Source organism: Sorangium sp. So ce128 (assembly GCF_051525245.1).
GTDB lineage: Bacteria > Myxococcota_A > Polyangia > Polyangiales > Polyangiaceae > Sorangium > Sorangium cellulosum_B.
The window spans coordinates 9,128,983-9,141,436 of record NZ_CP150313.1 but is presented as its reverse complement, the minus strand read 5'-3'; the positions used below and the strand labels follow the sequence as shown (position 1 = coordinate 9,141,436).

The 12,454-nt window shown below is 71.4% G+C and carries 10 protein-coding genes; 6 read left to right on the top strand and 4 right to left on the bottom strand.

Annotation, left to right across the window (positions count from 1 at the left end):
• Positions 1–5: 5 nt before the first annotated feature.
• On the bottom strand, positions 6–1,280 hold the full coding sequence (locus WME82_RS34800; protein WP_438038814.1) for a SpoIIE family protein phosphatase: 1,275 nt from the start codon (positions 1,278–1,280) through the stop codon (positions 6–8).
• 286 nt (positions 1,281–1,566) lie between these two features.
• Here WME82_RS34800 and WME82_RS34795 point away from each other — a divergent pair, with 286 nt between their 5' ends.
• From WME82_RS34795 to prs, 3 genes are read left to right on the top strand one after another with little or no spacing between them, the layout of a single operon-like run.
• Positions 1,567–2,580: a LolA family protein gene (locus tag WME82_RS34795; protein ID WP_438038813.1), complete on the top strand. Its 1,014-nt coding sequence runs from the start codon at positions 1,567–1,569 to the stop codon at positions 2,578–2,580.
• Positions 2,580–4,637 (top strand): class I SAM-dependent methyltransferase, encoded by a 2,058-nt coding sequence (locus tag WME82_RS34790; RefSeq protein WP_438038812.1) that lies wholly within the window; start codon positions 2,580–2,582, stop codon positions 4,635–4,637. Before WME82_RS34795 ends, WME82_RS34790 begins: the two co-directional genes overlap by 1 nt.
• Positions 4,634–5,557, top strand: a complete 924-nt coding sequence (prs, locus tag WME82_RS34785; RefSeq protein ID WP_437524274.1) for a ribose-phosphate diphosphokinase — start codon at positions 4,634–4,636, stop codon at positions 5,555–5,557. The genes WME82_RS34790 and prs overlap by 4 nt, the downstream gene beginning before the upstream one ends.
• Before the next feature lie 13 nt (positions 5,558–5,570).
• Here prs and WME82_RS34780 read toward each other — a convergent pair whose 3' ends face one another.
• On the bottom strand, positions 5,571–6,920 hold the full coding sequence (locus WME82_RS34780) for a DUF1552 domain-containing protein (RefSeq protein WP_438038811.1): 1,350 nt from the start codon (positions 6,918–6,920) through the stop codon (positions 5,571–5,573).
• Positions 6,921–7,311: 391 nt separating this feature from the next.
• Between WME82_RS34780 and WME82_RS34775 the strand changes: the two genes are divergently transcribed.
• The 3 genes from WME82_RS34775 (at position 7,312) to WME82_RS34765 (ending at position 9,328) form a co-directional block, all read left to right on the top strand.
• Complete coding sequence (locus tag WME82_RS34775; protein ID WP_044969688.1) at positions 7,312–7,530, top strand: hypothetical protein; 219 nt, start codon at positions 7,312–7,314, stop codon at positions 7,528–7,530.
• Positions 7,531–8,011: 481 nt separating this feature from the next.
• Positions 8,012–8,482, top strand: coding sequence for a ferritin-like domain-containing protein (locus WME82_RS34770; protein WP_438038810.1), 471 nt, complete (start codon positions 8,012–8,014; stop codon positions 8,480–8,482).
• Between the two features lie 60 nt (positions 8,483–8,542).
• Positions 8,543–9,328, top strand: coding sequence for a leucine-rich repeat domain-containing protein (locus WME82_RS34765; RefSeq protein ID WP_438038809.1), 786 nt, complete (start codon positions 8,543–8,545; stop codon positions 9,326–9,328).
• Here the strand turns inward: WME82_RS34765 and WME82_RS34760 are convergent.
• A complete protein-coding gene (locus WME82_RS34760; RefSeq protein ID WP_438038808.1) occupies positions 9,253–10,980 on the bottom strand; it encodes a M23 family metallopeptidase in 1,728 nt (575 codons plus the stop codon). The genes WME82_RS34765 and WME82_RS34760 overlap by 76 nt on opposite strands.
• Positions 10,977–11,453: a hypothetical protein gene (locus WME82_RS34755; protein WP_438038807.1), complete on the bottom strand. Its 477-nt coding sequence runs from the start codon at positions 11,451–11,453 to the stop codon at positions 10,977–10,979. The genes WME82_RS34760 and WME82_RS34755 overlap by 4 nt, the downstream gene beginning before the upstream one ends.
• Positions 11,454–12,454: the final 1,001 nt, after the last annotated feature.

The window sequence follows — 12,454 nt, the reverse complement described above, 5'->3', positions numbered from 1 at the left end:
CCGCTCTAGGCGTCTCGCTTGACGAGGAGGGCGGTGAGGTCGTCGATCTGCTTGGCCGAGCCGGCGAAGCGGCGGACCTCGGCGAGGAGCGCGCCGAGGATGTCGGACGTGGGGCGCGCGTGCAGGCGGTGGATGAGCTCGCCGACGCGCTCCTTGCCGAACACCTGCCCGGCGGCGTCCTGGTACTCGTAGAAGCCGTCGGTCAGCAGGACGAGGAGATCGCCCGGGGCCATCACGAGGGGCGGCGTCGGGGGCAGGTCGAGATCCTTGAACATGCCGAGCGGGACGGTCGACGGATCGCGCCACACGACCTGGCCCTCGGCCGCCCGGTAGTGGAGCAGCGGCCCCTGCCCGGCCGCGTGGAAGCGGAGCTGGTGCGTCGTCGGGTCGAGGACGCCGAGGAACGCCGTGATGAAGCGGTCGTTCGGCAGGTCCTCGAGGAGCTGCTGGTTCACGTGGTGCATGAGCGCGTCCATGTCGGCCGAGAGGCGCAGGCCGATGCGGAGCATCGCGCGGAACTGGGTCACGCTGAGGGCGGGGCCGATGCCGTGGCCGGCCGCGTCGGCGAGCAGCAGGATCATCGGCGACATGTCCGCGCGCTCGTCGAGACGGATGACGTCGTAGATGTCGCCGCCCGTGTCGTCCGCCGGCTTGCTGAACGCCGACAGCGAATAGCCGGGGCAGCGCGGCAGCCGCCGCAGGAGGATGTTCTGCTGGATGTCGCGCGCGATCGTGAGATCGTGCTCGAGCTTCAGCTTGATCAGGCGCTCCTCGAGCAGGAGCGTGCGCTGCACGGCGACGGCCGCCTGCGCCGCGAGCAGCTCCGCCACGTCGCGCTCGTCCGGGCCGAAGTGGTCCGCCTTCGAATTCAGCATCTGGAGCACGCCGACGAGCTTGTCGTCGAGCCCGATGAGCGGCACCGTGATGAGGGATTTCGTGTGATACCCCGTCCGGCGGTCGATCTCCTGATTGAACCGCGGGTCGGAATAGCAGTCGTCGACGAGGATGGTCTGGCGCTTGCGCGCGCATTCCCCGGCGATGCCCTTGTCGATGCTGACGCGGATCTGGGCCTCGCCCGTGGCGACACGGGAGTAAAGCTCCTTGGCCTCCTCGTCGTAGAGGAAGACGCTCCCGCGGTCGGCGCCTATCACCTCCCGCCCCGTCTTGATGATGAGCTCGAGCAGCTCCGTGAGATCGCACGGCGCTGCGAGCTTGCGCGAGACGTCCAGGATCAGGATGAGCGACGACGCATCGATCAGGGAGGGAGTGCCGGCGCGCATGCGGCCGGAGAGTTTGGGCTACGTGGAAATAGGGGTCAAGACATGGTCTCACCCCGGGGGCCCGGGACGACGTCGTCGCCAGCGCGTGCCCCGGCGCGCGTCGGCGTTCCTGACCTCGGCGCGGCCCAATTTTCGAGCGACGACGGTCGCGAGCGCCCCGGCGACGCTGCGAGATCGCCATCGATGCCGTCGGCGCGGGGCTCGGGGTGGTGGAGGTCGGCGCTACCACCTCGGCCCTACCTGTCCTAGAACACGCGACGCACTCTCCTTGAAAGCGAGCTCTTCGATGAACCGCCTCCGCCTCGTCGCCCTCGTCCCGGCCGCTGCCCTGGTCGTGGCGGCCTGCGACGCGCCGCCCGCGCCCGTCGGCGCGGCGCCCGACGCCTCGCCCTCCGCCTCCGCGCCGGCCCAGCCGCAGCCGGTCGACGCGACGCCGCAGTCGGCCGACGCGCCGCCGCAGGCGAGCGCCCCCGCGGCGGCCGCCAGCGCGGGCGCTCCAGCGGCGACGGACGCGGGCGCGCCGGCGGAGGACGCGGGCCGGAAGCGCGAGGACGCGGGCGCCGCGACGGCGGCGCGCGACGCGGGGACGCCCGTCGGCGACGCGGCAGCGCGCGACGCGGGCGGAGGGCGCGCCGAGGCGCCGGCGGCGACCTCCGCGCCCGCGCCCGGCACGGCGGCGCCGCCCGCGGTGCCGCCCGCCGAGGCGGGATCCGCGGACGCCGTCGCGGCCGAGGTCGACGCGATCTTTGTGGGCAAGAAGACGTACTTCGCCCGCTTCAAGCAGGAGCACACGCAGAAGGTCTCGGGGGCCGTCAAGAAGCAGAGCGGCGCGCTGTCGGTCCAGAAGCCGGACAGGATCTCGTTTCGCTACGATCCGCCGAACCAGAACCGCATCGTCTCCGACGGCGTGTCGCTCAAGGTCTACGTCGCCGAGGACCGGCAGATGTTCGTCACGCCGGTGCAGAACTCGGAGTATCCGGGCGCCCTCTCGTTCCTCATGGGCCACGGGCTCCGCCCGTCGTTCACGTTCACCTTCAACGAGAAGGCGAAGTTCGAGGGCGGCCCCGTGCTCGTCGGCAAGCCGCGTGCGCCGACTCCCCACTACGAATTCGTGATGTTCTATATCGACAAGGCGCTCCTCGCGAAGAAGGACCCTGGCGTCGTGCGCCGCGTCCTCATCGTCGACGCGCAGGGCAACCGGAACCGGTTCGACTTCGAGAACGCGTCGCAGCCCGCGTCGATCGATCCGGCGGAGTTCCAGTTCACGGCGCCGTCCGGCACCGACGTCAAGCAGAACTGATGACCCCGCGCCTCTCGCTCTCGGAGCTCTTTCCCGACATCCATCCGGAGTGGATCCTCGCCGAGGATGCCGATCTCATCGTCGTCGACAAGCCGGCTGGCCTGTCGACGCACGCGCCGGAGGCGGAGCGGATCGACGACATGGTGACGCGCCTCCGCGCCTTCCTCCGCGGCCGGGGCGACGCGGAGGCGTACCTCGGGATCCACCAGCGGCTCGATCGCGACACGTCGGGCGTCCTCCTGTTCACGCGGCGGCGCGAGGCGAACGCCGCCGTAGCGCGGCAGTTCGAGGGGCGCACGGTGCAGAAGACGTACGTCGCCTCGGTCTCCGGCTTCGGCGATCGCCCGCCGCGCGGCACCCTGCGGCACCGCCTCGTCCCGGCGCCGGGAGGCGCGATGCGCGCGCTCGCCGAGACCGGCGGGGCGCGAGAGGATCGGGCCGCGAAGCGAGAGGATCGGGCCGCGGGGCGGGAGGATCGGGCCGCGGGGCGGGAGGATCGGGCCGCGAAGCGGGAGGATCGGGCCGCGGGGCGGGAGGATCGGGCCGCGACCGGCGTGCTGGCGATCACCCGCTACCGCCTCCTCGAGCGCCGCGGCGACCGCGCCCTGCTCGAGCTCCGGCCCGAGACAGGCCGCACGCATCAGCTCCGGGTGCAGCTCGCGGCGATCGGCCTCCCCATCGCCGGCGATCCGCTCTACGGCGGCCCCGAGGCCCCGCGCCTGCTCCTGCACGCCGCCGAGCTCCGCCTCGATCACCCGGCCACGGGCGCGGCCGCGACCTTCCGCTCGCCGCTGCCAGCAGTCTTCGAGGCGTGGCTCGCGGCCGCGCCGGCGGACCCGTACGCGGGCGGCGTCGCGGCCGTCGAGCGCGCCATGCGCGAGGCCGCCGAGCGGCGGTACGGGATCGCGCGCGCCGGTGACACCACGGCGCTCCGGCTCGTCCATGGCGCGGGTGACGGCCTCCCCTCCGTCTCCGTCGACCTTTATGGCGAGCACCTCGTCGTGTCGCTGTTCGGCGCGGGCGAGGGCGAGCCGGGCGCGCCGCCGCGGGACCTCGTGCTCGACGCGGCCCACCGGCTCGGGGCGAAGGGCGTGTACCTCAAGGCGCGCCCGAAGCACGCGAGCGTCATCGTCGACGCGCGGCGCGAGGAGTTCGCGCCGCGGCACGCCGTCCGAGGGGAGGACGCCCCGGAGGAGTTCACCGTCCTCGAGCACGGCTTGCCGTTCAAGGTGCGGCTCGGCGACGGGCTCTCGACCGGCATCTTCCTCGACCAGCGCGAGAACCGGCGGCGGGTGCGGGAGCTGGCCCGGGGGGCCCGGGTGCTGAACCTGTTCGCCTACACAGGGGCGTTCACCGTGGCGGCCGTGGCGGGCGGCGCGCGCGAGAGCGTGACGGTCGACGTGTCCCGGGGCGTGGTCGCCTGGGCGCGCGACAACCTCGCCGCGATCGGCGCGGACCCGGCGGCGCACGTCGTGGTCGAGGCCGACGTGTTTCCGTGGCTGAAGGCCGCCGCCCAGTCCGACCGGCGCTTCGACCTCGTCGTGCTCGATCCGCCGAGCTTCGCGACCACGAAGAAGAGCCGCTTCAGCGCTGCGAGCGATTTCGGCGCGCTCGCCGCGCTCGCCTTCCGCGTGCTCGCCCCGGGCGGCAGGCTGCTCGCCTGCACCAACCACCGTGGCATCGCGCGCGCCAGGTTCCGGCGTCATTTGCACGAGGCCGCGCGTGAAGCAGGATGCGACGTCGTGCAGATGAAAGATCTCCCCGATCCCGTCGATTTTCCCAGCGAACCAGGCGCGGAGCCCCACCTGAAGAGCGTCCTCGCCAGCGTGGGCGCGCCGCCCGCGAAGGCAGGGAAGGCTGCGCCGCCCGCGAAGGCAGGGAAGGCTGCGCCGTTCGCGAAAGCAGGGAATGCGCCGCCCGCGAAGGCAGGGAAGGCTGCGCCGTTCGCGAAGGCAGGGAAGGCTGCGCCGTTCGCGAGGGCGGCGAAGGCCGCGCCCGCCCGGGGCGCGCGCCGAGGGCCCGCTCCGGCCCGGACGACCCGCCGAGGTGCGCGATGAGCCAGCGGCGCCTGCTCATCACGATCAGCTCGTACAGCTACCTCGAGCCTGCCTTCCTGGCCGCGGGCGACTTCGAGCGCGGCCTCGTCGAGCGCAAGAGCTTCCCCGACGGCGAGCGCTACCTGCGCGTCGCGGTCGACTGCTGGGGGCGCGACGTGGTCCTGCTCGGCGGCGCCCCCCGGGACCTCGACTGGCTGGAGATCTACGACCTCGGCTGCGCCATCTCGCGCGCAGGCGCGCGGTCGCTCTCCATCGTGATGCCTTATTTCGGCTACGCGACCATGGAGAGGGCCGTGAAGCCGGGCGAGGTGGTGACCGCGAAGACGCGGGCGCGGCTCATCTCGGCGATCCCCTCGTGCGACGCGGGCACGCGCATCTTCCTCTTCGATCTGCACACCGATGGCATCGAGTTCTACTTCAGCGACTCGCACGTGACGCGCCACCTCTACGGCGCTCCGCTCATCACGCAGGCGGTCCGCGAGCTGATGGGCGATCGCCCGTACGTGCTGGCGGCGACGGACGCCGGTCGGGCCAAATGGGTGCAGAGCCTCGCCCGCGGCCTCGGCGTCGAGCCGGCGTTCGTGTACAAGGAGCGGAGAGGCGACGGCGTCGGCGTGACCGGCATCAACGCCGATGTCTCGGGCCGCGAGGTCGTCATCTACGATGACATGGTCCGCACCGGCTCATCGCTCGTCCAGGCGGGGCGCGCCTACCTCGCCGCCGGCGCATCCAAGGTCCACGCCGTCGCGAGCCACCTCGTCTTGCCGGGCGACTCGCTCGAGAAGATCAGGAAGGCTTCCGTGTTCACGACGCTGCTCGGGACCGACTCGCACCCTGGCAGCCAGCAGCTCGCCGATGCGCCCGGCGCCCTCCACTCGGTGGCGCCGCTGCTGGTGCGCGCGCTCGAGCGGGAGACCTAGGGCACCTCCGGCCCTACGTGAGGTTCGTGAGTGGCCCGGTGCAGTACTCACGCAAGCCGAACGTGGTCCGGGTGTCGCCGAACAGGTTCAAGATCGAGACGAGCAGGTTGTTGTGCGGGAGATTCGGGTACCGGACCCAGCGCCCGGTGCGCAGGCCCCCGCCGCCGCCGGCCAGCAGGAACGGCATGTTCGTCTTCCTGTGGGTCGGCGGATCCGAGATCTCGGAGCCGAAGAAGACGACGCTCTCGTCGAGCAGCGAGTGCCCGCCCATGTCGACCTTCGCCATCTCCTTCAAGAGATAGAGGTGCTGCTCCGAGTACCAGGTGTAGATGAGCTCGCACTCGGCCGGCCTGAAGCCGCCCATTTCCTGGTAGAAATGGTGGTGCTCGGTCAGGTTCAGCCACGGTAACGTGTGCTTCGCCTCGGTGTCGCTCCACTGCAGGGTGCCGACCGCGGTGATGTCACAGGCGAGCGCCATCACCAGCATGTCCGTCATCAGCTTGCCCACCTTGGGGATCGCCGCGTCGGTCGAGCTGTCCACGATCGAGCCGGGGTCGTCCGCGTTGAGCCCCGCGCTCGGGTTGTAGTCGGACGTGTCGACCAACGTCGGGGCCTTGCAAGCGTTCGTCGCAGCCGGCGTGCTGCCGAGGCTCTGCTCGATCTCGCGGATCTTCGTCAGGTGCTGGTCGATCTTCTGCTTGTCGGCCGCGCCGAGCCTCGCGGAGACGGCGGCGTAGCGACGGTCGACGAAGTCGAGGATCGATCGCTTCCGCGCGAGGCGGAGGGCGGCGTCGTTGCTGGCGCCGGGGTTCAGCGTGCCGAAGAGCTCGGTGAAGATCTCCACCGGATCGAGGCGCGGCTGGATGGGGTTGTACGGCGCGGTGTCCTCGAAGTTGGCGATGTTCATCGGCGTCATCCGGCCGTGGGACTTGCCCGTCGCCCAGCGCACCGCGAACTGGAGGCTCGCCTTCGCCGTCCGACCGGCGGAGATCCGGGAGGCGATCACCTGATCGATGGACGGCCCCCTCGCGTAGCCGCTGCTGCCGCCGGCGCCCTCTTGCGCCGTGCCGGTGAGCCAGGCGATGATCCCGCTCTGGTGCTGCTCCCCGCGCGCGCTCTTCATGTCGAGGCCGTCGACGACGAGCAGCCGGTCCTGCACCGGCGCGAGCGGCGCCAGGATGGGGCCCAGGGTGAAGCTCGTCTCGGTGCCGGTCGGACGCCAGCGGTCGATCAAGGTCCCGCCGGGCGTGTAGACGGCGAGGAAGCGCCGGGCGGGGGCGGGTTGCGCGTGCGCCGGGCGCTCGGGTCCCATGATCTCCAGCCACGGGAGCGCGACGGCGATGGCGCCGGCGCCTCGCAGCATGGAACGTCGGCTCAAGCGGAATTTCGACATACCCCTCGCTCCTTTCAGGCAGCCATGTAGAGGAGACCGTCCGTCCGGGTGAGCTCGACGAGGAGCGCAGGTTCGTGACTTGCGGACCCAGACATGGTTCTCCCCTCACCCGCATCGGCCAAGCCGAGATCCCCTGATTCAACAACACTCTTTACGAAATGACCAGGGGGATTGTCGCGCGGGGCCCACCACGATGCGGCTCACCACGAGGGCACATGCCGCCGCGCGCTGGTGCGAGGGGCCACGTCGTCGAGCGCGCAGCGCGCGGCGCGCGGCGCCGAATTCCCTTGCCGGCGCCGATCGGCGCGTGGATGCTCGCCCCGGATGCGCGGCTCGCGCAGAAAGGATGAGCGTCGAGGCCATGGACGAGCTGGTACGACAGGTCGCAGAGAAGGTTGGTATCTCGGAAGACAAGGCCCGCGTGGCCGTGGAGACGGTGGTCGGTTTTCTGAAAGAGAAGCTCCCGGCGCCGCTCGCCGCCCACGTCGAGACCGCGCTCGGCGCGGCGGCCCCCGCCATCGCCAACCTCGACGTCGGCAGCCTCGCAGGCTCGCTCGGCGGCCTTTTTGGCAAGAAGTAGCGGCATCTCTGCCGAGCGCGCCGCCGGAGCGCTCTCGACCGAAGTCCATCTCTCCTCTCCTGATCCTGACCTGGACGACGCCGCCTTCGCGCTTTGCGCGGAGGCGCGCTCATGTCCAGGACGTGCTCGCGCTTCGCTGCCTGGCGCGGCGTGAGCATGTGCCGATCGCGCCCCGGCACGTCACGGCTCCGTCCTGATCCGGCGCGCGCTCGACCCGGCGCCGCGACCGCGGCCTCGATCTGGGTTGAGTCTTCGCATCCCCTCGAGCGCGGGCCCTGGAGCGGGCCGTCTCGGGCGCGGCGGCGGGCGACAAGCGTGGAGAACCGCGGGTTTCCTGGACGACGCGCGCGCAGCGATGGATAGCGGCTGCACAGGCGGGCTCCGGCACCGGGCTTGCGAGCATCGAACGCCTGGAGAAGCACCCGCCCACCTCTCTCTTCACGCGGGCGGTCCGCTTCCGCGAGGAGAGGAGCGATATTCCATGGCGTCCGTGATCGGCGGCGAAGCCGCGTTCATCGGGTCCTTGACCGAACTGATCGAGCTCAACTGGTCCACGGTGGACGCGCTCGCAGCAGCGCTCTCGCGGATGAACCGACCAGGCGACAAGAGCCGGCTCGCGAGCTTCCTTCACGATCACGAGCGTCACCTCGAGGTGCTCGCCGCCCTGGCCCACGAGCTCGGCGAGCCGCCGATGGAGAGCGCCGTCCGACCCAAGCTGAAGAGCAAGGCGCTGACGAACGGGATGGTCGGAGATCGCGCGATCCTCGAGGCGATGAGGCATTACGAGGAGGACAGCTGCGCTGCTTACGAGCGGATGATCACCTTCCGCGAAGGCCTCTCCGAGCGAGCGCGCGACGTCCTCCGGCACTCGCTCGCGGTGGAGCGGCGCCACCGGGACTGGTTCTCCGAGCAGCTCGACTCGCGACAAGGGCTTTTGCTGTTGCCGCTGTAGCGCGCGAGCGCCCTTTGGAAGACGCGGCCCTCTTCCGTCGTCTCGTGTATCATCGCGGCGATGATTCGCCCTCTCGTCCTTGCATCCCTTGGCATCGCCCTTCTCCTCCTCGGCTGCGACGAGCCCAAGAAGCCCGTTGCGGGAGCGGCCTCGGCCGCGCCTTCTGCGGCGAAGCCCGCCGACGCGCCTCCCGCCGCGAGCCCCGCGGCCACGGCCAGCGCGCCGCCGAAGAAGCAAGAGGTGGTGTGCACCAAGAGCGATCCGGTGACCTTCTCTCATCCGGCGCTCGAGGCCAAGGTGCGGCAGCAGCTCCAGAAGCCCGAGGGGCCGATCAAGCGCGCCGAGCTCAAGAACATCAAGACCATGAACCTGTCGGACGCCCAGGGGCTCGACGAGCTCGATCCGTGCCTTTTCCCCGAGCTCACGGGCGTCAAAGGGCTCTACCTGCCGCCGGGCAAGATCGACGACCTCCGCCCGATCAAGGGCCTGCTCCGGCTGGAGTCGCTGCGCGTCTCGGCGACCCTGGTCAAGGACCTCTCGCCGCTCTCCGGCCTGGTCAAGCTCGACCGGCTCGACATCGGCCGCACGCCCGTCGCCGACCTCTCGCCGCTCGCCGGCCTCACCAGCCTCACCGAGCTCCAGCTCGATGAGACCGAGGTGACCGACGTGAGCCCGCTCGCCGGCCTGAAGAAGCTCGAGATGCTCCAGATGAAGCGGACGCGGGTGAGCGACGTGTCGCCGCTCCGGGAGCTCAAGAGCCTGAAGAACGTCTACCTCGAGGGCTCGCGGGTCGAGGACGCGAGCCCGCTCCGGTCGATCCCCGGGATCAAGATCCACGAAGGCTGAGGCGGCCGGCCCTCGCGCCGCCTCCCGCGCGCCGCGCCGAGCGCCGCGATGGCGAAGAGCCCGACCTGCCAGCCCGCCCCAGCGGAGCCCGCGGCGCCCGCGCCGGCCGCGCCGCACTCGCAGCGCAGCTGCCCGTGAACGCCGACGTTCGTGCCGGGCGCGCCCTCCTCCACGTCTCCGGTGGCCGGAGCGCCCCCGGAGCCGGCCTCGCCGGCCCCGCCGGCGCCCGCGTCGCCGCCTTCGCCCGGCGGCGGCGCGTCGATGACGTGGAGCGCCAGCCCGGAGCCCTGCACCAAGAACGGGCGCGGCCGCAGCGCCGGCCCGAGCGGCAGCGCGGCGAGCCTCGCTGCCGGCCACACGACGGCCTCGCCCGGATCGAGATGCCACGCGCCCGCCACCTCGGCATCCGGCACGGCCCGCCGCTCGGCGCCGTCGATCAGCCAGAGGGAGGCCGCGCCGTCGTCGCCGCGCACGAGCAGCGGCGACGAGGGGAACACGTCGCCCTCCGGCAGCGCCAGGAGCGCAGCGTCCGGCGCGCTGGCGACGTCCCAGAACCGCGAGAACCCCCAGGCGTCCAGCGCGCCGTCGCCGCCGAGCGGCCGCCTCACGCCGGAGGGCAGATCGAGCGGGCACTCGAGGGCCCTCGGGCTCCCCTCGAGCTCCACCTCCTCGCCGCTCGAGCCGTCGACCCCGTAGGCGTGGACCGCGTGGTCGCCCCCGAGCAGGCTGAGCGGCATCGGCGCCTCGAAGCCGTGCGCGCACGAGCCGAGCGGCTCGCAGAGGTCGTCGCGGCGCACGTCCGCGGGGAAGCTGTAGCCCTCCGCGCCCTCCTCGGTCGCGGGGACGTCGAAGTAGAGCCGCGCGTCGCCCGGCGCGCTCTCCGCGTCCGGGTCGCGGGTCCATCCCGCGATACCGCTGCAGCCGGCGGTCTCGAGGGCGCCCTCGGGGGGCTCGTTGAGCAGCGCCTCGTACGAGGCGACGAGCGATGTGTAGGGCGGCACATAGACCACGCCGACGCCGCTCACGGACTGCCGCACGTTGAAGTGCAGGTGAATGGTCGTCGGCGTGCTCCCGTAGACGTTGGACACCCGCCCGATGCGCTCTCCCCGCGACACGTCCTGGCCGGGCGAGACCTGGACATCCGACATGTGCAGGTAGTCGTAGCGAGTCCCGTCCTCGCCGGTCAGGTAGACAGAGTAGCCGCCGACGCTCGTGATGGTGCCATCCACCACCGCGACGACCCAGTGTCTCCCCGCCTCGCACGTCGCCGGCCGGATGTCCTGCCCCTGGTGCCCTGTGCCGGAGGGGCAGAGAGGCATCTCCCACGAGCGCAGCTCGCAGTAGTTGTCGCGCCACGGATAGGCGTAGTTGTCCGTATCGCACTGTCCACCGGCCGGGCCCGCGCTCCCGCCTTTGCTGTAGACCTGGGAGTTGGCGAACGCCGGGCCCTCCTCGAGCGGAAAGCGCATGGAGGGCGCATACACGACGTCGTCGGCGCGCCCCTCTCCCGAGCCTGAGAGGAGCTCGCCGGCCGGACGGTACGAGAACGGATCGGCCGCGGCGGCGCTCGGCGGGAGCGCGAGCGTGGCTGTCGCGACCAGCGAGGCCAGCGCGGCGGAGCGGGGGCGCGGCGGGCGGAGCGGCGCGATCATGGCATGTCCCCCGCGGCCCTGGGCTCGTCGCCGCCCACATAAACGAGCCCCGAGGCGAGCTCGAGGACGAGCGCGTCCGAGGCGCAGGCCGGCGCCTCCGGGGAGGCGCACTCGACGTCGAGCGCGTACGAGACGCCGTTCTCGATCCACGACGCGCTCCAGATACCCTCGTTCGCCGTGACGAACGCAGGGGCCCCGCGCACGGCGCGGGGCCCCCGGAACGGTGGAATGCTTGGATACTTGCGCGATAGGCGGGTCATCGTGAGCGAGACGGTGATCGCGTCCGTCTTTGCCCAGAACGAGGTCCAGTGCTCCCTGGCGACGAGGACGGGCGCCGCGAGGAGCTCGCGCCGCGACGGCACGAGCACCGGGACCCGCGAGGCCCTGGCGGCGTGGGCCGCCGTCTCCGGGAGCGCCGCGAGCGCGGTCCGGTCGACCGAGGCGGAAGGGGGCCAGGTAACGGCGGAGATCACCGGGGTTGCCGCCGCGGACAGCGGCTGGGCGGCCGTCGGATCGGGCGGCGTCTCGGCGGGAGGCGCGGCCTGGTCGCACGCGGCGACCGCGACAGAGAGGAGGATAACAACAGCAGTGGGCGCGCCGCGCATGAGGCCTCGCGGAAGGGGACCCTCTATTCTAGTCGAAAATCGGCAGGCCTGGCCAAGAGGCGGTGGGGGCGCGCAAGATGTCGCCAGGATGTGACCGGGACGACGTGACGTGCCGCGCGAAGGCTGCGCGTGAGCGGCGCGTCAAAGGACACCAGCCTTTGCCATGCCTGCGTGAGCCCATGGCGTCGGCCGTACGGCCGCGCTCGGCCGGCGACAGCAAGAGACAGACGTCCATCGACCGTGCGTGAGCCGTGGACGTACCCCGAGATCGTCGAATGGCAGGGACGTGTTTCGATCTGTACAACGAGGCGTGTCGTGGTAGTTCAGCTCACGTCCTGCAGGCGCGTCTGCGGTGAGTCGCTGACGCGCGCATGGATTGAGACAGGGGATCGCAGAAAATAACTGATTCCTCGCGGACATCGGAGGAGAGCTCGCTCGGGGCGAGCGGCGCGTGGATCGTCGCGCCGCAGGCGCCATGACCGGCTCTTTTCGTCGTCGTCTCCGCTGTTCACTGCCAACGACACGGCGCGTCGATTTTGGCGACTGGGCACAGCGCCGATCTAGGGATTTTTGACCATGGAATCGAAGGGAGCTCCTATGGGCGTGTATCAACTATCCGGTCGAGTCGTGCGAGCCAAGAACGATCGCGGCGTCGCCGATGTGCGGATCGAGGCGTGGGACAGCGAGGAGGTCACGACGGATCTCCTCGCCGTGGCCGTGACCGACAGCGACGGTGGGCCCCAACCCTCGCCTATCGTGTCGGGCACTTCACGCGGAGCGCCTGCGGCGTGCTGGAGGGCACCAATTACCGGGTAACCGATGTGGATTCGCCGAACGTCACGAACTTTCTGCCGGCGCGCCCGCACTCC

Coding starts and splice junctions, on each gene's coding strand:
- prs (WP_437524274.1), top strand. CDS start 4,634: ATGAGCCAGCGGCGCCTGCTCATCACGATCAGCTCGTACAGCTACCTC.
- WME82_RS34770 (WP_438038810.1), top strand. CDS start 8,012: ATGGCGTCCGTGATCGGCGGCGAAGCCGCGTTCATCGGGTCCTTGACC.
- WME82_RS34760 (WP_438038808.1), bottom strand. CDS start 10,980: ATGATCGCGCCGCTCCGCCCGCCGCGCCCCCGCTCCGCCGCGCTGGCC.
- WME82_RS34800 (WP_438038814.1), bottom strand. CDS start 1,280: ATGCGCGCCGGCACTCCCTCCCTGATCGATGCGTCGTCGCTCATCCTG.
- WME82_RS34780 (WP_438038811.1), bottom strand. CDS start 6,920: ATGCTGCGAGGCGCCGGCGCCATCGCCGTCGCGCTCCCGTGGCTGGAG.
- WME82_RS34775 (WP_044969688.1), top strand. CDS start 7,312: ATGGACGAGCTGGTACGACAGGTCGCAGAGAAGGTTGGTATCTCGGAA.
- WME82_RS34765 (WP_438038809.1), top strand. CDS start 8,543: ATGATTCGCCCTCTCGTCCTTGCATCCCTTGGCATCGCCCTTCTCCTC.
- WME82_RS34790 (WP_438038812.1), top strand. CDS start 2,580: ATGACCCCGCGCCTCTCGCTCTCGGAGCTCTTTCCCGACATCCATCCG.
- WME82_RS34795 (WP_438038813.1), top strand. CDS start 1,567: ATGAACCGCCTCCGCCTCGTCGCCCTCGTCCCGGCCGCTGCCCTGGTC.